The organism is Frankia sp. R43, assembly GCF_001306465.1.
GTDB lineage: Bacteria > Actinomycetota > Actinomycetes > Frankiales > Frankiaceae > Parafrankia > Parafrankia irregularis.
In genome coordinates, this window is the sequence record NZ_LFCW01000004.1 from 571211 (window position 1) to 590733 (window position 19523).

Consider the following 19523-nt stretch of genomic DNA (forward strand, 5'->3'; position numbering starts at 1 on the left):
GGCACCGTCGGCCGGAGTCCGCTGGCCGACACCGATGTGACCGACACCGAGCCGCGTCGCGGCTGATGAGCGACGCCTGCCGGTAGAGCGACGCCTGCCGGTATGCAGTGCTCCTGCCGGGGCGGACAGCGGTGGTACCGAGGTCCCCCCGGCAGGACGCGGGCCGTCCCTCGCGCTCTGCACGCCACACCCGCGCCCCGCGTTCCCCTCCCACGCACCGCGCCCGCGCACCGCACCCGCACCCGCGCCCGCGCGCCGTGCCCGCGTGTTCGCCGGACCTCCTCGTGACACGTGCATCCGCGGATCCGCGCGAACCGCGGCGGGGGCGGATACGGCGGACGGACCTTGTGCCGGAGCACAAAGGTGCCGGTCTTTCGCACCCGGACGCGACCGTGCGTACGCCAAAGATCTGTGCATCCGCCAAAAACAGGAAAGCGCTCTTGGGCCGGGAGGCCTCGGCCCGCCGGAAGTCCTGAAACCCGTTCCACACCGGGGGCGGGTTCATCGCGCAAAGTCTCGATGTCGGCCCGACCGGCCATGTCGACACCACCGGTGTAGATACCGTCTCGGCAGCCCTGGGCGGGGTGTTACGGGCCGATGGAGGCGATCGGGACCTCTGCCGGAGGCACCCAGGGCGGGTCCGACACCTGGGTATTCGTCGCGAGCGACCGACACGTTGACGCCCACGTCAAAAGTTGGGAGCATGTGCCCACCTTCGCCCCGGACAATGTTCAGCCAATCTGAATGCGGGCTTGTGAGACCGGCCGGTCCCCCACAGGTATGTATTTTTCATGCTCCATGGTGCGGCGGTTCCGACGACTTTGAGGAGACGTATATGCAGCACACGGTGGCCCCCGGCGGCCGGCCGACACCGAGACCGGCGCGGCGGCGGTTGGTGCGGGCGGGCTTAGCCGCGCCCTTAGCCGCGCTCCTGTTTGTCGCCGCCTGCGGCTCGGACGATGAGGCCACGCCCAGCCCGGCGGACGCGAGCGCGGCCGCGGGTGCGCTCGGCCCGGTCGACAAGGCCGCGGGCGAGCCCGTCAAGATCGGCATCGTCTCGGACGGCAAGTCCGCCGGAATCGACAACTCCGTGCAGTTCGCCGTCGCGGACGCCACCGCCAAGTACCTGAACGAGCACCGCGGGGGCATCGGCGGCCGGCCCGTCGAGGTGGTGACCTGCGAGACCCAGGCGGACCCGGCCAAGGGCACCGACTGCGGCAACCAGCTGGTCGAGAAGAACGTCGTCGCGGTCGCGGTCGGCGAGTCCGCCGTCGCCGAGGCTGTCTGGAAGCCGTTGTCCGACGCGGACATCCCGACGATGTTCTTCGGCGCCGGCAGCCCGTCGATCCTGTCCGACCCCACCAGCTTCACCGTGGGCGACCCGAACTTCGCGGTGCTGAACCTGCCCATCAGCCTGGCGAAGGACGAGGGCATCAAGAAGGTCACGACGGTGGTCATCGACGTGCCGGCCGCGCTGCACAGCGCGGAGGAGGTCGCACCCGGCCTGATGAAGAAGGCGGGTCTCGAGTACCAGCTGATCCGCATCGCTCCGGGCACCGCCGACATGACGCCGCAGATGCAGAGCGTCGTGAGCAACAAGTCCGGGCTGGTGTTCATCATCGGCAACGACTCGTTCTGCATCAGCGCGATCAACGGTCTGCGGTCCGTCGGGTACGACGGCAAGGTCAGCGCCATCTCGCAGTGCATCACCGACGCCACCCGCAAGGCGGTGCCGGGAGACGCGCTGGAGGGGATGACCATCGGTGCCTCCGTCCCGGTCGGCGGAGACGATCCGTCCAGCCTTCTCTACAACTCGGTGGTCGAGACCTACGGGAAGGACATCGAGCCCGACTCGTCCGCGGGCCGGGGCATGTTCGTGACGTTCGCCGGCCTTGCGGCGTCCCTCGAGGACATCACCGGTGAGATCACCCCGGCGACGGTCACCGCGGCCATCAAGGCGATGCCGGAGAAGGAGCTGCCGGGCGCCGGGGGGCTGAAGTTCCACTGCGACGGCAAGGCCTACCCGGAAACCCCGGCCGCCTGCGTGCAGGGTGGGCTGACGACCGAGCTCGACGGCAAGGGTGAGCCGACGGCGTACACGGTGCGAGGAAACTCCTAGATCTCGAACCGATGAGATGATCCAGCAAACGAACCGGCCGTCGAGGAGCATCCTCGACGGCCGGTTCGACCGCTCCGTCAGGCGTTTGACACGTGGGCGGGGCCGTACCAGCCTGACGGCTCGCAGAACTGATCCGGAAGATGCCGGGAGATCGTGATGGAACATATAGGTTCGCTGCTTCTCGGCCTGGGAAACGGCGGGGTGTACGCGGCGTTGGGCCTGGCCCTCGTGCTCACCTATCGGAGCTCGGGAGTCATCAACTTCGCGACCGGAGCCGTGGCGCTCTACGTCGCCTACTCCTACGCCTTCTTACGGGACGGGCAGCTCCTCGTCCTGTTACCCGGTCTGCCCGAGTCGGTCGACATCGGCGGATCCTGGCCGCTGGCCCCGGCGGCCGCGCTCTCCCTGCTGCTCGGGGCCCTGCTGGGTGCGATCCTGTACCTGGCGGTCTTCCGGCCGTTGCGTGAGGCACCCCCACTCGCCCGGGCGGTGGCCTCCCTCGGCGTCCTGGTCGTCATCCAGTCGACGATGGCGATCCGGCTCGGTACCTCTCCCGTCAGCGTCAGCGCGATCTTCCCCGCGGAGCGATGGGAGTTCGGCGACGCGAAGCTCCTGTCGGACCGCTTCTACCTGGTCGTCGCCGTGGTGGTCCTGACCCTGGTGCTGACCGCGGTCTACCGCTTCACCCGCTTCGGCCTGCTCACCAGGGCGGTCGCGGAGTCCCAGACCGGCGCCTACGTCAGCGGCGTCTCACCGGACCGGATCGCCCTGTTCAACTGGATGATCAGCGGGGTGACCGCCGGTGCCGCCGGCATCCTCATCGCGCCGCTGAGCCCACTGTCCCCGACCACGTACACGCTGTTCGTCGTGCCGGCGCTGGCCGCCGCCGTGGTCGGCGGGTTCAAGAACCTCATCCCGACGGTCGCGGCCGGCATCGTGATCGGCATGCTCCAGGCCGAAGCCCAGTCCCTGGTCTCCGAGGACGTCTCCTGGCTGCCGAAGACCGGCTCGTCGGAGCTCATCCCGCTGGTGGTCATCCTGGTCGCCCTGCTGATCACCGGACGAGGCCTGACGGTCCGCGGCGGCCTGCTCCGCCAGCCGCTGGGCCGGGCGCCCCGGCCGCGGTCCCTGACGCTGCCGACACTGTCCGGCACCGCCCTCGGTGTGCTCGGCCTGCTGGTCACCACCGGAACCTGGCGGGCCGCGGTCATCGGCACCTTCATCGCCGCTATCATCGGCCTGTCGCTCGTCGTCGTGACGGGCTACGCCGGCCAGGTCTCACTCGCCCAGCTGGCGCTCGCCGGCAGTGCCGCGTTCACGCTGAGCGGCCTGACCCAGAGCTGGCACGTCCCGTTCCCGTTCGCGCCGCTGCTCGCCGCCCTCGCGGCCACCGTCCTCGGTGTGGTGATCGGGCTGCCCGCCCTGCGGCTCAAAGGCCTGACGCTCGGCATCGTCACCCTCGCGCTGGCCTACACGATCGAGGCCGTGTGGTTCCGCAACACCGACATCGTCGACAGCGACGGCGCCCAGGTCACCCAGCCGAAGCTGTTCGGCCTCGACCTCAGCGTCGGCACCGGCCACGCCTTCCCACGCCTTCCCTTCGGCCTGCTGTGCCTGGCCGTGCTGGTCGCGGTGGCCTTCGGCGTCGCCAAGCTCCGGACCAGCGCACTCGGCTCGGCCATGCTCGCCGTCCGGGCCAACGAGCAGTCAGCCGCCGGCATCGGAATCAACGTCGTCGCGGTGAAGGTCGCCAGCTTCGCGATCGCGTCGTTCATCGCCGGCCTCGGCGGCAGCCTGCTGGCCTACCGACTCAACACCGTCACCTTCGCCTCGTTCACCGCGCTCGGTGGGCTCTCCCTGCTCTCCACCGCCTACCTCGCCGGCGTCACCTCGGTCTACGGCGGCATCCTCGCCGGTGTGATGGCCTCGACCGGCATCACCTTCATCGCGATGGACCGCTGGGTCCACCTCGGTGACTGGTTCCCCGTCATCACCGGCGTCCTCCTGCTCGTCGCCCTCATCGGCCACCCCGAAGGATTCGCCAGCGGTGGTCACGACCTCGCCGACCGACTGGACCGACTACGCCACCGCCGCGCCGGCAAGAGCCCCGCGAAGCAGGTCGCGGCGCCGGCAGCGGGCGCACTGAGCACACCGGCCGAAACGGCCGAGCCCTCCGCCGAGACGGTGGTGCTGGCGGGGCTCGCCAAGCCCGACGCGGCCGCGGAGGCCGACCCGGCGAAGCCGACCACGCAGGTGGCACCGGCGGGAACGGTGCTCGAGATCGACGGGCTGACGGTCCGCTACGGCGGTGTGACCGCGGTGTCCGAGGTCTCGATGCGGGTGGACGCCGGCCAGATCGTCGGCCTCATCGGGCCGAACGGCGCGGGCAAGACCAGCGTGATCGACGCGACGACCGGTTTCACCCGGGCCGACGGCACCGTCCGGCTCGCCGGCACCCACATCGAGGGGCTGCCCACGCACAGCCGGGTGCGCCGCGGCCTGGCCCGCACGTTCCAGTCCCTCGAGCTGTACGACGACCTCACCGTCGAGGAGAACGTCAGCGCGGCCCTGTTCGGCGCCAGCGGCGACGAACGCCACCGCGCCCTGGCGTCCGCGCTCGACCTGGTCGGACTCGCCGACCGGGCCGGCCGGCACGCCGGCGAGCTCAGCCAGGGCGAACGACAGCTGGTCTCGATCGCCCGGGCGTGCGCCACCGGGCCGAAGGCCCTGCTCCTGGACGAACCCGCCGCCGGCCTGGACACCACCGAGTCGGTCTGGCTCGGCGAACGCATCCGCTCCATCAGCGCCACCGGAGTCGGCGTGATCCTCGTGGACCACGACGTCTCGCTCGTGCTGTCCGTGTGCGACTACATCTACGTCCTCGACTTCGGCAAGGTCATCGCCGAGGGGGACCCGGCGGCGATCCGCGCGAACCGCGCCGTCGCCGACGCCTACCTCGGCTCCGTGCACGACGCCCTGGCGGACGAGGCAGCGGCGACGGACACGGCACCGACCGACCCGGCACCCGCGGCCGACCCGGCGGCAGCGGCCGAACCGGCGACACCAGTGGAGGCGGCGGCACCCGCCGACCCGGCAGCCTCGGAGGACCCGGCGGCACCGGCGATCGCCGAGCCGCTGACAGCGTCCGCGGCAGCTGCCGCGGCCACGACCACCCCCGCGACCGTGACGACCTCTTCGGCGGTGACGAAGTGAGCACCCGGCTGGAATGCACCGACCTCAGCGGCGGCCGCGGCAGCGCCACCGCGTTCCGCAACGTCGATCTCACCGTCGACGCCGGCAGCGTGCTGGCCCTGCTCGGACCGAACGGCGCCGGCAAGACCACGCTGCTGCTGACCCTGGCCGGCCTGCTGCCGGCCCAGGCCGGCACCATCAGCGTTGACGGGACCCGGCTGCGCAACGGCCGGCCGGCCGCCGCGAACGCGGCCGGCGTGGTTCTCGTCCCCGACAACCGCGCCCTGTTCACCACCCTCACCGTCGAGGAGAACATCCGGGTCGCGGCCCGCCGCAACGGCCCGAAACCGAAGAGCCTTCTCGAGACCTTCCCGGCGCTCGAGAAGCGGTGGAACCTGCCCGCGGGGGCCCTCTCCGGCGGTGAGCAGCAGATGCTGGTGATGGCGCGAGCCCTCGTCCAGCAGCCCCAGGTGCTGCTCATCGACGAACTCAGCATGGGCCTCGCGCCCCTGATCGTCGAGGATCTGTTCAAGACCGTCAGCGCCATCGCCGCCGACCACAAGTGCGCGGTGATCCTGGTCGAGCAGCACGTCAACCTGGCCCTCGAGGTCGCCGACAGCGCCGCCGTGCTCAACCGCGGCCGCATCGTGCTGCGGGGAGCAGCCAAGGAACTGGCCGCCTCCCCCGAGCTGCTGGAAGGCGCCTACCTCGGCATTCATCAGGAGGAGGTCGCGGCGACCGCCGCGTCCTGACGCCAAGGTCGCGGCGCCGCCGGCCGTCCCGGTCCTGACTTCCGGGACGGCCGGCTACCCGCGTGGTCGTTCCTCGGATGCCGGCGCGGAGGCGCCGGCCGCGTCCGAGGAGGTCAGCGAGAGGGTGCGGGCGCCGTCCGTGCCGTCGCGACGACCGCGAGCGCGCCGGTGCCGGCGTCGTGCACCTCGACGGTGCCGACGTCGCCGCGGACCTCGGCCCGCGCCACCGCCGGGCCGCGGCGCACCGGGCGAAGGTACTGCAGGCTCAGCGAGGTCAGGTACGACCCGGGTGCCGCTGACAGCACCGCCTCCTCGACAGCGAGCGGCAGGATGCCGCCGTTGAGCGTCCCCGAGGCGTTCACGACGTCGTCGGTGAACGGCAGGGACGCCACCCCCGCCCCGACCCGCCGGCAGCCAAGCCGCTCCGCGTACGGCGCAGCCAGCTCCCCACTCGCCGTGGCGAACAGGTCGAGGGGGCGCATGCCTGGTGGCATCAGCAGCATCGGGTCCGGCGCCGCCATGAACAGCGCCGTCCCGACGCCCAGGGGGCGGCCGGTGTCGTCGGCGAACTCGATGGCGGTCACGAGCACGGCCCGCCCGGTCTTCACCACCCGTCCGGTCGCGTGCACCATGCTCGCCGGACCCGCCGCGCCAGCCGGACCCTCGGCACGCGCCGGCGGCGAGATCGGCACCGGCTGGAACAGGTGGACGTCGAGAGCGAGTGTCACCGGGACGCGGGGGCCGAGCTCCCGCACCGCAAGCAGGCCCAGCTGGGTGTCGGCCAGCGCGCAGAGCGCGCAGATCCGCATCGCGGTCGTGCCGGGCACCGCCAGGTTCGCCACCGCGGGCATGGTGGCCTTCAGGACCGCGCCCTGCTCCTCGATCAGGATTCCGAGGTCCGCCAGCGCCGACGAGCGCGGCGCCGTCGCCTCGGCTCCGGTCAGCCCGGGCGCCGTCATGCGCCGGCCGCGGTGAACGTGCACCGGCCGCGCTCCAGGACGGGCACTCCGTCCGCGCTGGTCCGGAAGGTGGCCGAGGTGGCCGGGCCGCCGTCGGCATCGGGGCCGTCGACCCAGATGTCGATCGTGAGCGCCTGGCCGGGGAGGACGGGCCGGCTGAACCGGCCGTACATGGAGCGGAGCCGGCTCGGGTCGGAGCCGCAGAGCGCGTGCAGCAGAGCCCGGCAGGTGAATCCGTAGGTGCACAGGCCATGCAGGATGGGCCGGTCGTAGCCGCGGCCGGCCGCGAACACCGGATCGGAGTGCAGCGGGTTGCGGTCACCCGAGAGCCGGTAGAGGAGGGCCTGGTTGGGCAGGGTCCGGTAGGTCACCGAGTGATCCGGCGCCCGCCCGGGCGGCACAGCCGGCGTGACAGGCGCATCCGGCGTGACAGGCACAGCCGGTGCGGCCGGCACGGCGGCGGTCGTCCGGGTGCCGAAGCCGCCGGCGCCGCGGATGAAGACCCCGGTGCGGGTGCGCACGACGGCGGTGCCCGACTCGGGATCACTCGCCGTCGTCTCGGTCACCACGAGGGCGCCGGACCGCTTGTCGAGGATGTCGACGATCCGCCCGGTGAGCAGCACCCGCCCGTCCGGTCGCAGCGGCCCGAACCACTCGATGCGCTGTTCGCCGTGCACGACCATTCCCGGGTCGTGCGGCCCGACCACGCCCAGGTCCAGCGGGCCCTCCGCGGTGAACAGCAGCGCGAAGGTCGGCAGCACCCGCGGTTCGACGCCGGCGGAGTTCTCGGTGGTGAAGGCGAGCTCCTCGCCGGGGTCGGGGTACCCGGCGCCCACCCCGACCGCGTAGAGCATGGTGTCCCTGGCGGACCAGCTCCGTTCCACCGGGCCGGCGACCGTTCCGATCGCGTCGAGGTTCACCGGCGGTCAGCGCAGCTTCGCGATGACGGACTCGCCGAACGCGGCGAGTGTCTCCGGCTGCGCGAAGTCGCAGAACCAGGTGTAGGAGCGCTCGATCCCGCGTTCGGCGAGCGTGCCGAAATGCTCGACGAGCTGTTCGGCGTCGCCCACGACCACGCCGGTCCGGCCGAAGCGCCGCCGTGCCAGCTCCGCCACCGACGCACGCTGGTCCTCCGACGGGACGAACGCGACGCGCTCCTGGATCGACACCCGGGCCCGCCCGGCGCGTGGACGCATCTCGTCGAGCTTGTCGAGGATCCCGATGTGGACGTTCCACCAGTCCGCGTGCGCGGCGACCAGCTCCATCGTCTTCGGGCCGGCGCCCCCGATCTGGATCGGGATGCTCCCCAGCGGCGTCGGCGCCTGCCGGGCGCCGCGCAGCTGGAAGAACTCCCCGTCGTAGTCGACCGGTTCACCGGTCCACAGCGCGCGCAGGATCTCCAGCGTCTCGCGCAGCCGCCGCACCCGCAGCCGGCCCTCGGGCAGCGCCAGGCCGTAGGAGGTGATCTCGCCGGGAACCGAGCCCGTCCCGAGGCCGAGCTCGTAACGCCCGCCCGAGAGGTGGTCGAGTGACACGGACTCCTGGGCGAGCAGCGCCGGGTTGCGGAAGACGTCGCACAGCACCAGCGATCCGACGGTCATCCGGGTCGTGTGTGCCGCCAGCCAGGTGTTCGTGACGGACGCGGAGAACATCGGCTGGTTCTCCGCGAGCGGTGGCGCCATGTGGTCCATCCCGGCGATGCCGTCGAAGCCGGCGGCCTCGGCCGCCCGGGCGCGCTCGACCAGCTGGGCGGGACTTAACCGCATCTGCGGCAGGTACAGGTGGAACTGCACAGGAAACCCCTCTCCGTCGTCCGCCGCCGACCGGTGCCGGGCTGCGGCCACGGACTCGGCGAGGACCTGTCACCGCTCCACACTGTGCTCCATGACCCGCCGCGCGGGCCCGTGGTTCAGCGGGCTGGCCGGTCGGCGAGGCCGTCCGCGGTGATGAACTGGCATCGGGTGTTCCTGATCCGCCAGCCCTCGGCCGTGCGGACGAGCTCGTCGGTGTACACCGCGCTGCGCGACACTCCGTCCGTGCGGTCGATGAACAGCAGGTTGCGCCGGGTGCGTGCGGTGTCGGCACCGTCCATCTCGATGACGGGCGGGCCGCCGAGGTGCAGCCCGCCCGGTGCCGCGCCCATCATCTTGCGCAGCCCCGCGTGGCCGTCGAAGGAACGCCCGTACACCTGGTAGCTGGCGTCCCCGGTGAACAGCGCGACCCAGCCCTCGACGTCGTCGAGGTCGAGGGTCAGGCAGTACCGGGCCAGCAGGTCGCCGATGGCCACCTGGTCCGCCGGAGAGGGAAGCATCAGGGCACCTCCAGGTTGATCACGTCTCGCCGGGCGATGCGCCACTGGCCGTCGACCCGGCGCAGCTCGTCGTGGTATCGCCCGGCGAGCCTGAGGACCGGGCCGTCCGCGCTGGTGCGCAGGAAGACGTAGTCCGAGACGCTGCGGGCGGTGTCTCCGTCCGGGCGGACGTCCAGGTTGAACGTCAGGTGTTTGCCGCGCTGGTCGGGCCGCCCCTGGGTGCCCTGGAAGAACGCGAGCAGCTCGGCGCGGCCGTGCGCCGTCCGGTCGCCGTAGGTGAAGACGCCGTCCGGGGTGAACAGGTCGACGAGGCCGGCGAAGTCGCCGTCGTCGCAGCGGTGGCAGTAGCGGGCCAGTACGGACTGGACCGCGAGCTGGTCCACAAAGGCGGCCATGTTCCCGGGAAATTCGCTCATGTCAGTCCGGTCAGGCCATCTCGTAGCGGATGGGAACGCGCTTCGGCCCGCCGACGAACAACGCCTCCATGTATTCCGGCGTCCCGGCGAGCTCGATCGAGCGCACTCGCGATCTCAGCTCGGCGTAGAGCGCCTGGCCCTCCAGCCGGGCCAGGTGGGTGCCCAGGCAGTAGTGCGCGCCGAAACCGAAGGCGACGTGGCGGTTCGGGGACCGGCCGACGTCGAAGGTGTTCGGGTTGTCGAAGACGTCCTCGTCGCGGTTGGCCGAGGGGTAGGAGAGCAGCACCGATTCGCCGGCGGCGATGGGCACACCACGAACCACCGTGTCCTCGGTGGTGGTGCGCATGAACTGCTTGACCGGCGAGACCCAGCGGATGGCCTCGTCGACCGCGGTCGGCACCAGGGACGGGTCCGCGGCCAGGCGCTGCCACTGCTCGGGGTTCTCCAGCATGGCGTGCAGCCCGCCGGCGAGCGCCGCGCTGGTGGTGTCGTGCCCCGCCGTCGCGATCAGGGTGTAGTAGCCGGCGGCTTCCAGCTCACCGATCTGCACGTCACGGATCATCGCGTTCGCGATGACCGAGCCGAGGTCGTCGGTCGGGTTCTTGCGGCGTTCGGCGATCAGCGCCTGGAAGTAGTTGAAGAAATCGATCAGCGCGGCCATCTGGGCGTGCTTGTCGCCGTCACGGGCGAGTTCCTCGTCGTCGGCGCCGAAAAGCTCCTGGGTGAGCTTCAGCATCCGCGGGAAGTCCTCCTCGGGCAGGCCGAGCAGCGAGAGGATCACATAAAGCGGATAGTGCGAGGTGACGTCGACGAAGAAGTCGCATTCACCGCCCAGGTCGGCCATGTGGTCGACATACCGCTTCGCCAGCGCCGCGATGCGGTCGCGCAGCCGGCGAACACCGGCCGGCTTGAACCAGTCCGCGCTCACGTGGCGGTAGACGGTGTGGTCCGGGTCGTCCATCTGGACCAGGGAGCGGATCGGGATGTTCTCCCGGTCGGCGTCCTTCGACTTGGGGCCGAGCGCCGGGCGGGGGGCGTTCAGCCAGATGTCGGACGCCCGCGAGATGGACATGACGTCCTCGTGCTTGGTGATCGCGTAGAACGGGTGGAACTTTTCGTGCTCGACGAGGTGCACCGGCGACTCCCGCCGCAGCAGCGCGGCGGCCGCGTGGAACCGCGCGTCATCCGCGTACGCCCGTGGATCGGTGAAGACACTGGCCGCGGCCGCGATGTCCATGCTGGTCCCTTCGCAATCCTCTACCGGGCCAGCTGACCACGGCAGCACCCCTCGACTCCCGGCCCGCCCGCTCCCGGCTGCGCCTCACCTCGGACATTAACATCGATGTCGAGTTCAACAACAGGGGTGCGGGCGGGTGCGGCCAGCGGCAGTCAGGAGCGGGACGCCGTCCCGCCTCCCGAGGAGGGCGCCGTGCGCACCTCCCGGTACGGCACGTTGCGGTCCAGGGCCAGCTCCCGCGGCATCCCCAGCACCCGCTCGCTGATCACGTTGCGGGCGATCTCCGTGGTCCCGCCGCCGATCGAGCCGATCTGGCGCAGCAGATAGCTCGTCCCCAGCGCGCCGGCCTGCTCGTCGTCGCCGGCGGCCACCGCGCTCGCGCCGGCCAGCTCGAACCCGATCGTCGCCAGCCGGCCCATCGTGACGCCGTGCATGAGCCGGCCGACCGCGGCGATCTGGTCCGAGGACCGGCCCGTCGCGATGAGGGCGTGCAGGCGTCCGTCGAGCTCACGCATCGCCGTCCGGAGCATGTGCGCCTCCCCCACCAGCTCGCGCGCCGCCGGGTCGTGCAGGCGCCCGACCCGCTCGGCGATCTGCAGCAGGCCGGTGCCCGGGTCGCCGAACGTCTCCACGTCACCGGCGGGCCGCAACGCGAACGGGGACGAGCTGAACGACCGCTCGTAGAACAGCCAGCGGGTCGCCACCGTCCAGCCGTCGTCGACGGCACCGATCCGGGCACTGTCAGGCACCCGGACGTCGGTCAGGAACTCCTGGCAGAACTCCTTGTTGCCGTCGAGCATCTCGATCCGGGAGACCTCGACGCCCTCCTGGTGGATCGGCAGCATGAACACGGTGAGCCCACGGTGCTTGGGCACATCCCAGTTCGTGCGCGCCAGGCACAGCCCCCAGTCCGACCACCAGGCGCCCGTCGTCCAGATCTTGGAGCCGTTGAGCACCCACTCGTCGCCCTCGCGCACGGCACTCGTCTTCGCCCCGGCGACGTCCGACCCCGCCCCGGGCTCGGACAGGAACTGCATCCACAGCTCCTCGCCGCGCAGGATCGCGGGCAGGTGCCGGCGCTTCTGCTCCTCGGTCCCGAACTCCGCGATCACCGCCGCGCACGGCGTCATGGTCGGCACCTGCAGCCGCGATGGATACCGGTAGCCCACGAGCTCGGCGTTGAACGCCTCGGCATGTGCGGGGGTGAGGCCCTGGCCGCCGTACTCCTTCGGGAAGCACAGCCCGGCGAAACCGCCGTCGAAGAGCAGCCGCTGCAGGCGGCGGTCCTCGGCGACCTCGGCGAGCTCCTCCTCGTCGGGCCGCACAACGAGCCGCCGGCCGCCGCCCACTTCGAGGCGCGGCATGTGCTCCCGCAGCCAGGTGCGTGCCCGCAGGCGGAAGTCCTCGACCGACTCGATCTCGTCGCTGCTCACGCCGCCGCCTCCCGCGCGCCGTCGCCGGCCTCACCCGTGCCTGACTCTCCCGCGCCTGTCTTGCCGGCGCCGGCGTCGCCGCCCCGTCCTTCGAGGATGCCGGCGATCCGTAGCCGATGTTCGCGCGGCGTGCCCAGCAGCGCGCTGCCGACGACGGTGCGCCGCAGGTAGAGGTGCAGGTCGTGCTCGAAGGTCACACCGATACCACCATGCAGCTGGACGCAGTCCTGGCAGAGCTCGGGGCCGTAGTGCCCGATGTACGCCTTCGCCACGCTGGCCAGCTCCGCCGCCCGCTCGTCGTCGTCCTGCACGGCGACGGCCGCGGCGTCGGCGAGGGCGTGGCTGGCTTCCAGCCACATCTTCAGGTCGGCGAAGCGGTGCTTCAGCGCCTGGTAGGAGGCCAGTGGCCGGCCGAACGAGTAGCGGTCCGCCGCCCAGGCGACCGTCAGCTCGAACGCCCGGTCCATCGCCCCGACCATCTCGGCGGTCTGGATGACCAGCGCGATCGACAGCTGCCGCTCGACGGCCGCGGCCGCCCCGCCCAGGTCACCGACGAGTGCCGCCGCGGGCAGCCGGACGTCGGAGAACTCCACCCGCGCGAACCGGCGGGTCAGGTCGAGCGTGCGCAGCGGTGTCACCGTCACACCGGGCGCGTCGGCGGGCACGAGCAGCTGCGCCAGGCCGCCGTCGGCCCCGCGTGCCGTGACCAGGAAGTAGTCCGCCTGGGCGCCGTGCTCCACCGGCGCCTTCACCCCGGAGAGCACCAGGTCGGAGCCGGCGGCGAGGGCCGTCGCGGTGACCTGGCCCAGCCCGTCGTGCGGCACCGGCTCGCCGAAGCACCAGGCCGCGACCGCCTCCCCCGCACAGATCCGCTCGAGCACACCACCGGCCACATCGTCGCCCGCCTCGCCGCCGGCCGCCGACAACGCGCCCGACAGGGCCGCCGCGACAACGTTGGACGTCAGCAGCGGGCCGGGGGCGGCGTGGCGGCCGAACTCGTAGGCGACCAGGGCGAGATCACGCAGCCCCGCGCCGCTGACGCTGCCGCCGCCGCGCTCCTCGGCGACGAGCAGCGACGTCCAGCCCAGCTCGGCGCCGGTCCGCCAGAAGTCCGGCTGGTAGCCGACGGGGCTGTCGCGCAGCTCGCGCAGCACCTCGGGGGGCACGCTGGCCCGCAGGTACTTCCGGGTCGTGCTGACCAGAAGCTCCTGGTCAGCACTGAGTCCCACTTCCATCCATGCCCTCCGGGTGGGTCATCTCGGCGACGGCGAGCCTGCCGGGTACGCGGCCGCGGGGTCGCCCCCTGGCAGCAGCGGCGAACATCGTCCAGAATCGTCGGATCTTGCCAGCCGCGCCACCGTCCGGCTAGGGTCTAAAAATCGATGTCGACGTCAACATGGACATCGTGAGCATAGACCACATCGTCGGCACAGGACACTTCGCCGGCACAGAGCGTCCACCGTCGGAGGAAGCACCGAAATGACCGCAGTGATGAAAGGTGTTCGTGTCCTCGAGGTGGCGGAGCACACCTTCGTCCCCGCGGCGTCGGCGCTGCTGGCCGACTGGGGCGCCGAGGTCATCAAGATCGAGCACGTCGAGCGCGGCGACGCGATGCGCGGCCTGGCCTCGACCGGCACCAGCCCCGTCTCCGGCTCGGTCCACGTGCTGCTCGAGCACTCCAACCGGCACAAGAAGAGCCTCGCACTGGACCTGACCAGCGACGATGGGCTCGACATCCTCTACCGCCTCGCCGCGACCTGCGACATCTTCCTGACCAACAAGCTACCCAGGGTACGGGCGAAGCTGAAGATCGACGTGGAGCACATCCGCGCCCACAACCCGAACATCATCTACGCCCGCGGGACGGGCCAGGGCGAGCGCGGCGCGGACGCCGACCGCGGTTCGTACGACTTCCTGGCCTTCTGGGCCCGCGCCGGCATCGCCGCCGCCCTGATGAACGCGGGCGACGAGCAGATCCGCTTCCCACCCGCCCCCGGCTTCGGTGACTCGATCGGCGCGATGACCATCGCCGGCGGCCTCATGGGCGCCCTGTTCCACCGGGAGCGCACCGGAGAGGCGACGATCGTCGACGTCTCCCTGCTGGGGGCGGGCATGTGGTCGATGGGGCAGGGCATCGCACTCGCCGACCAGCTCCAGCGCCCCCTCGGGCAGCCGCCGACCGGCCGATCCGGCAACCCGCTGGTCGGGACCTACCGGACCGGCGACGACCGGTTCCTGGTCTTCTCCTGCCTGCAGGCCGCCCGCTACTGGCCGGAGCTCTGCACGCTGGTGGGCCGCCCCGACCTGGTCACCGACCCCCGTTTCGTCGACCACGCGGCGATCAGCGCGAACACCGACGCGGCCTTCGACATCCTCGCCGAGGTGTTCGCCCAGCGGACGCTGGAGCAGTGGCGCGAGACGCTGCGCGACTTCAGCGGCCAGTGGGCGGTCTCCCAGACCACGCTGGAGATCACGACGGACCCGCAGGCGACCGACAACGGCTACCTGCAGGACGTCCAGACCTCGGCCGGCACGCCGTTCCGGCTGGTGGCGGCCCCGGTGCAGTACGACGAGCAGCCCGCGCCCGCCGGCCGCGCCCCCGACCTGAACGAGCACGGCGACGAGATCCTGCAGAGCCTCGGCCTCGACTGGGACGAGATCCTCAACCTGAAGATCAAGGGCGTCGTCGCGTAGCCACCGGCGCAATCTCGGGAGGCGGCGACAACCGCGGAATCCCGGGCTTCGGGCTTCCGTCACCGCCGCTGCTTTCGCGCAAGAATTGAGGATTTCGGCTGCTTGTCTTCAACGACCGCAATCCTCAATTCTTGCGGATCACGATGCGACCCCATGCCCCATTTGCACCTATTGGCATGAGTGGGCTACCGCAGGCCCACGATGCGCAGGGCGAACTGGCTGTACTGCCAGACGACGGCGTCCTCCGTCAGCTCACCGTCCTCGCGGTACCAGGCGGCGAGGCCCATCCCCAGGTCGAGGATGGCGAACGAGGCCAGCGACGCGGAGCCGACCGTGAAGTGCCCGGCCTGCGCCCCCGCCTCGATCAGCTCCCGGAAGCACCGCTCGTACTCGGCGCGCAGGCCCAGCACCCGGTCGCGGTGCGGCTGGACGAGGCTGCGCAGCTCGCGGTTGCCGACGAACGCCTCCTGGCGGTGCCGGGCGTGGTAGCGCACGTGGGCCTCGGTCGCCCGCCGCAGCCGCTCCACCGGGTCGTCGGTGCTGGCCACCGCGGACCGGTGCGCCGCGAGCAGCGCCTCCATGGTTCCTGTCATGATCTCCACCAGCACGTCCTGCTTGGACGCCACGTGCTTGTAGAGGCTGGGCCCGCGCATGCCCACGGCGGCGCCGAGGTCGGCCATCGTGGTCGCCTCGTAGCCGAGGCGGGTGAACAGGTCGAGGGCGGCGGCGCGGATCTCCGCGGAACGCGGCGAACTGGCCCGGACCACATCTCCCCCGCTAGCTAACAACTGATAGCCGATCTCGACTGCGACTCAGCCGGATGATACGCGAGTTCCCTGCGGCCAGGATGGAAGTGTCCGCTGGCGGGACTAACAGTCGTTAGCGGGATGGCCGATGCGGTGGCTCGGCGACGGATGCGTCCCGGCGAGGCGGGCCGGTTGAGGTGTAGGTGCGCCGGACGGGATGCGCCGGACAGGGCGGGCCGGACAGGGCGGGCCGAAGCAGCGGGCCCGGTGGGTACGGCGGAGCGAGCCGGTGGGGGGCGAGGTCGCGGAGTCCCGCGGCCGCCGGAACCCACCGGCCCGCCTCACTCAGGGGCTGCCGGCCGCCGGCACGGAGCGGATCATCGCCTTGGTGCGCATGAGGAACTCCCCGAGGTAGCCGTCGTGGGGGATTCCCGGGCGCAGCCACGTCGTGGGATTGTCGCCGAGGTAGAGGTTCGTGATCGAGGGCTCGTTCAGCAGCGCTTCGATGAGCGTCTCCCGCGTCGTCATCGCGGTGAGGACGAGGGAGTCGCGCAGCGGGGCGATGCCGTCCCGCTCGTGCCAGGGCCCGACCCAGACGCACGGAAACGGCAGCTCGACTCCCAGCTGCGGAGCCGTGCTCGAGGCGACGAGGTGCACCGCCGGTCGCAGGACCGAGCCACCGGACGGAAGCTCATCCACGATCGTGTCGCCGCCGAGCAGCGCCCGGGCGTCCCCGGCGACGGTGTGCAGGTAGCGGTCGATCCCGGCGGACACGTCGGTCGGCTGCACGGTCAGGGTCGCGTCGGGGTGCTCCGGTGGCAGGCTGGGGATCAGGCTCAGCCGGTCGGCGAGCGCCCGTGCGAGCGGCTCCGGGTCGCCCTCGACGAGGACGGCGGTGGCGCAGGTGCACGCGGTGCCGCCGAGATGACTGACGGAACCGGCGATGATGTCGATCTTCTCACGCCAGTCGACGTCGGCGGTGACGAGGATCTTCGAGCGGCCCGGGCCCTGGGTGAGGACGCGCGGGTTCGCCTCGTACTTCGCGACGACGTCCTGCCCGCCGTAGACGATCGCCTGGTCGGCCTCCGCGATGATGACGTCCGCGACGGCGTGGTCGGTGGGCAGCAGGGTCAGCGTCGCCGGCGGGATCCCGGCGTCGCGCAGCGCGCTCACCAGCCGGAACGCGGTGAACGGCTCGCGGGTCGACGGCCGCAGCGCCACCTTGTAGCCGAGCGCGAGCGCCTCGGGCCACAGCCCGTGCACCGCCGGGGTGTTGCCGGCGGCATGGACCGCGAAGACCTCCCCACGGCGCGTCCAGACCGCCGCGCCCGCCGTGGTGGCCGGGTCCCGCCAGTCGGCGACCACTCCCCGTGGCATCGCCAGCTCCACCGTGCGGCGCTGGGTCCGCAGGACGTCCGCGACCCAGGCGATGGACGCGCGGACCACACCGAGCGGTACGCCCGACGCCCGCGACACGAGGTGGGCGTAGTCGTCGGGATGGAGCCCCGCCACCGCGGCGCCCTCGAACAGGTCGGCGGCCTTGTCCAGCGCGGCGAACCGCTGGGCGGCCGGTGTGGTCGGGGCGGCGCGCATGGCACTGATCGCCCGGCGCACGTACAACGCCGGTACCTGGCTGATCTCGCCGACGGGCTCGCCGGCCAGGGTGGTCAGAGGCCGGCGTTCCCGGGAGCGGAAGGGCTCCGGGCCGGTGGGGCCGAGCGCGTCGATGTACACCGGCTCGCCGGCGGGTACGGCTCCCATCAGTAGACCCCCTCGATGACGGTCTGGCTGCCGAAGGTCGACACGGGGGCCACATCGGACACGGCGCAGCCGAGCGTGCCCGGCAGCGGCTCGACCCGCCGCGCCAGGTCACGCTCGAGGTTGTTGGGGATGAGCGCGTACCTGGTGAGGTGGTTCATCACGACCTGGCCGCGTTCGCCGACGGCGACCTCGGCACGGGTCTCGGGATCCACCACCTGGAAGGTGATGTAGGGGCTCGGCGGGTCGAACACGGCCGGGGCGTCCAGCTCCGCCGCGAGGTCCGGGCCAACCGGACCGTCCGGGTCATCCGCGTCCTGCCACGGGCGCTCACGCGACATTCCGAGGACGGTGGTGCTCCCGTACAGGCCCTTGAGCGGGATGCCGGGGAAGATCTCCCGGCGGAAGATGTCCCGCGAGTCGGCGTCCATGTGCGCGCCGCTCCAGCAGATGAACCGGACGTCCTTGCGGATCCGCTCGACCAGTTCCTCGCGGCGGGCGATCCGTTCGAGCAGCGGCGGGGTCGTGACGAGAATGCCGACGGACTGGGTCGTCATGATGTGCGCCGCCTGGTCGACGAGGTGCTCGGTGTAGCGCTCGACCTCGTCCATGGCGCCCCGGGCGATGAGCTGCTTGATCCAGCGGGGGTCGAGGTCGACGGTGAACTTCAGGCCGTTCTGGCGGCGGGCCCGGCGCTGCGCGAAGTCCCCGAACATGTGCGGCCCGCTCGGCGCGACCGCCAGCAGGTTCGCCGTTCCGAGGCCGGAGTAGTGGAACTCGTCCCAGCCCAGCGCGAACTCGGCCCAGCGCTCGAACATCACGAACCTCTTCGGAGCCCCGGTCGTCCCGCCGCTCTCGAAGACGCCGGCGACGGCCCGGTCCTCACCGCGCAGGCCGCGCGGGACCAGGTCCTCCACCGCGACCTCGCGGAACTCGTCGACGACGTTCGGGAAGAGGGACAGGTCCGCGTAGGTGCGGACATCGGCGATCGGGTCGAAGTCCAGCGACCGGGCCCGGCGCAGCCAGAAGGGGCTGCCGGTCTCCTCTCCGAAATGCCACCGCATCAGGGCCCGGATGTATTCGTCGGGTTCGGCGGCCGCTAATTGTGTCGAGGTGAGGTCGAGAATGGCGGGAAACATTTGTGGCCTCCGCTGCATGCGGTCGTGAACCTCGGCACGACCAATCCTCTCCGTGTTCGAAATCCCCGCCACCCCGGCGCCGGAAATCCAATAGACCGATCACATGAAGCCGTTCGCACCCCGGGAACCTTGACAACGGCCGCGGACACACCCCCCGTCGCCGGCTGCCACATCACCGCAATCCGGGCGAATCACCGGGCCGCATTCACGGAAGGAATCGGCCGGGGCGAGAATGCGAGATTCCCCAGCGTAACAAGCCGCGACCGGACCCGCGCATCTTTTGGCGTGACGGCCGGGTCGGCAGGCATCGAGCGCGCTCGACCGTGCCATGCCAGGCGACTCGGCGCCAGGCCCGCTCGGCGGCAGAGACAAGGGCAGGGGGCACGCCCTGGCCACCCAGGCCCACGCGAGCGGGCCGACCCCGGGCCGAGCTGGTGAAAGCTTGGCCGAGCCGAGCCGAGCCGAGCTGGGCTGAGCTGGGCTGGCTGGGCTGGGCTGGGCTGGCTGGCTGGGCTGGGCCGGGTCGAGTTGGGTTGAGCTGGCCAGGCCGAGCGGGGCCGCGCAGCCTCCCGCTAACACCCAATAGCCTGATCCGTCTGGGCCGCAATGGTCATCCCACCTCGCAGTCCGCATGTCTTGCAGCAGGTACAAGATCACCGCTACGATCCAGCTAATAGCTGTTAGCCAACGCTTCCCGCCGACCATGAACGCGGTGGCGATGGCGACGGCCTGTCTGACGACCGACGGTCGGCTGCCAGACAGGCCTG

Annotated in this window: 15 protein-coding genes; 4 read left to right on the plus strand and 11 right to left on the minus strand. The window is 71.5% G+C overall.

The window, feature by feature from the left end; translation table 11 throughout:
- Positions 1-835 precede the first annotated feature (835 nt).
- From ACG83_RS19735 to ACG83_RS19745, 3 genes are all read left to right on the plus strand, one after another.
- Positions 836-2119 (plus strand): ABC transporter substrate-binding protein, encoded by a 1284-nt coding sequence (locus ACG83_RS19735; RefSeq protein ID WP_054567675.1) that lies wholly within the window; start codon positions 836-838, stop codon positions 2117-2119.
- 156 nt (positions 2120-2275) lie between these two features.
- Positions 2276-5332, plus strand: a complete 3057-nt coding sequence (locus ACG83_RS19740) for a branched-chain amino acid ABC transporter permease/ATP-binding protein (protein ID WP_054567676.1) — start codon at positions 2276-2278, stop codon at positions 5330-5332.
- The gene (locus tag ACG83_RS19745) at positions 5329-6063 is read left to right on the plus strand and encodes an ABC transporter ATP-binding protein (RefSeq protein WP_054567677.1); all 735 of its coding nucleotides are present in this window, start codon (positions 5329-5331) and stop codon (positions 6061-6063) included. Before ACG83_RS19740 ends, ACG83_RS19745 begins: the two co-directional genes overlap by 4 nt.
- 113 nt (positions 6064-6176) lie before the next feature.
- Here the strand turns inward: ACG83_RS19745 and ACG83_RS19750 are convergent, their stop codons facing one another.
- The 8 genes from ACG83_RS19750 to ACG83_RS19785 all read right to left on the minus strand — a co-directional run bounded on the left by ACG83_RS19750 (position 6177) and on the right by ACG83_RS19785 (position 13654).
- On the minus strand, positions 6177-7046 hold the full coding sequence (locus tag ACG83_RS19750; RefSeq protein ID WP_054567678.1) for a PaaI family thioesterase: 870 nt from the start codon (positions 7044-7046) through the stop codon (positions 6177-6179).
- A complete protein-coding gene (locus tag ACG83_RS19755) occupies positions 7019-7942 on the minus strand; it encodes a MaoC/PaaZ C-terminal domain-containing protein (protein ID WP_054567679.1) in 924 nt (307 codons plus the stop codon). Before ACG83_RS19755 ends, ACG83_RS19750 begins: the two co-directional genes overlap by 28 nt.
- Before the next feature lie 6 nt (positions 7943-7948).
- Positions 7949-8815: an LLM class flavin-dependent oxidoreductase gene (locus tag ACG83_RS19760; protein WP_054567928.1), complete on the minus strand. Its 867-nt coding sequence runs from the start codon at positions 8813-8815 to the stop codon at positions 7949-7951.
- 116 nt (positions 8816-8931) lie between these two features.
- The gene (locus tag ACG83_RS19765; protein WP_054567680.1) at positions 8932-9333 is read right to left on the minus strand and encodes a nuclear transport factor 2 family protein; all 402 of its coding nucleotides are present in this window, start codon (positions 9331-9333) and stop codon (positions 8932-8934) included.
- A complete protein-coding gene (locus ACG83_RS19770; protein ID WP_054567681.1) occupies positions 9333-9749 on the minus strand; it encodes a nuclear transport factor 2 family protein in 417 nt (138 codons plus the stop codon). Before ACG83_RS19770 ends, ACG83_RS19765 begins: the two co-directional genes overlap by 1 nt.
- Positions 9750-9759: 10 nt before the next feature.
- Positions 9760-10986 carry a cytochrome P450 gene (locus ACG83_RS19775; protein ID WP_054567682.1) on the minus strand — a complete coding sequence of 409 codons (1227 nt, stop codon included), beginning with the start codon at positions 10984-10986 and terminating at the stop codon, positions 9760-9762.
- Positions 10987-11138: 152 nt separating this feature from the next.
- The gene (locus ACG83_RS19780) at positions 11139-12419 is read right to left on the minus strand and encodes an acyl-CoA dehydrogenase family protein (RefSeq protein WP_054567683.1); all 1281 of its coding nucleotides are present in this window, start codon (positions 12417-12419) and stop codon (positions 11139-11141) included.
- On the minus strand, positions 12416-13654 hold the full coding sequence (locus ACG83_RS19785) for an acyl-CoA dehydrogenase family protein (protein WP_054567684.1): 1239 nt from the start codon (positions 13652-13654) through the stop codon (positions 12416-12418). Before ACG83_RS19785 ends, ACG83_RS19780 begins: the two co-directional genes overlap by 4 nt.
- A 244-nt stretch (positions 13655-13898) precedes the next feature.
- Here ACG83_RS19785 and ACG83_RS19790 point away from each other — a divergent pair, with 244 nt between their 5' ends.
- Positions 13899-15113, plus strand: a complete 1215-nt coding sequence (locus ACG83_RS19790) for a CaiB/BaiF CoA-transferase family protein (protein WP_054567685.1) — start codon at positions 13899-13901, stop codon at positions 15111-15113.
- A 185-nt stretch (positions 15114-15298) separates the two neighbouring features.
- On the opposite strand, the gene ACG83_RS19795 is transcribed toward ACG83_RS19790, so the two are convergent.
- From ACG83_RS19795 to ACG83_RS19805, 3 genes are all read right to left on the minus strand, one after another.
- Entirely contained in the window at positions 15299-15880 is a 582-nt protein-coding gene (locus ACG83_RS19795) for a TetR/AcrR family transcriptional regulator (RefSeq protein ID WP_006538301.1), read from the minus strand.
- 324 nt (positions 15881-16204) lie between these two features.
- Positions 16205-17620, minus strand: a complete 1416-nt coding sequence (locus ACG83_RS19800) for an aldehyde dehydrogenase family protein (protein ID WP_054567686.1) — start codon at positions 17618-17620, stop codon at positions 16205-16207.
- Positions 17620-18756, minus strand: coding sequence for an AMP-binding protein (locus ACG83_RS19805; protein ID WP_054567687.1), 1137 nt, complete (start codon positions 18754-18756; stop codon positions 17620-17622). Before ACG83_RS19805 ends, ACG83_RS19800 begins: the two co-directional genes overlap by 1 nt.
- Positions 18757-19523: the final 767 nt, after the last annotated feature.

What these genes read in the sequence shown, in the direction of transcription:
- ACG83_RS19790 (WP_054567685.1), top strand. Translation starts at nt 13,899, where the DNA reads ATGACCGCAGTGATGAAAGGTGTTCGTGTCCTCGAGGTGGCGGAGCAC.
- ACG83_RS19805 (WP_054567687.1), bottom strand. Translation starts at nt 18,756, where the DNA reads ATGTTTCCCGCCATTCTCGACCTCACCTCGACACAATTAGCGGCCGCC.
- ACG83_RS19735 (WP_054567675.1), top strand. Translation starts at nt 836, where the DNA reads ATGCAGCACACGGTGGCCCCCGGCGGCCGGCCGACACCGAGACCGGCG.
- ACG83_RS19800 (WP_054567686.1), bottom strand. Translation starts at nt 17,620, where the DNA reads ATGGGAGCCGTACCCGCCGGCGAGCCGGTGTACATCGACGCGCTCGGC.
- ACG83_RS19775 (WP_054567682.1), bottom strand. Translation starts at nt 10,986, where the DNA reads ATGGACATCGCGGCCGCGGCCAGTGTCTTCACCGATCCACGGGCGTAC.
- ACG83_RS19765 (WP_054567680.1), bottom strand. Translation starts at nt 9,333, where the DNA reads ATGCTTCCCTCTCCGGCGGACCAGGTGGCCATCGGCGACCTGCTGGCC.
- ACG83_RS19770 (WP_054567681.1), bottom strand. Translation starts at nt 9,749, where the DNA reads ATGAGCGAATTTCCCGGGAACATGGCCGCCTTTGTGGACCAGCTCGCG.
- ACG83_RS19785 (WP_054567684.1), bottom strand. Translation starts at nt 13,654, where the DNA reads ATGGAAGTGGGACTCAGTGCTGACCAGGAGCTTCTGGTCAGCACGACC.
- ACG83_RS19740 (WP_054567676.1), top strand. Translation starts at nt 2,276, where the DNA reads ATGGAACATATAGGTTCGCTGCTTCTCGGCCTGGGAAACGGCGGGGTG.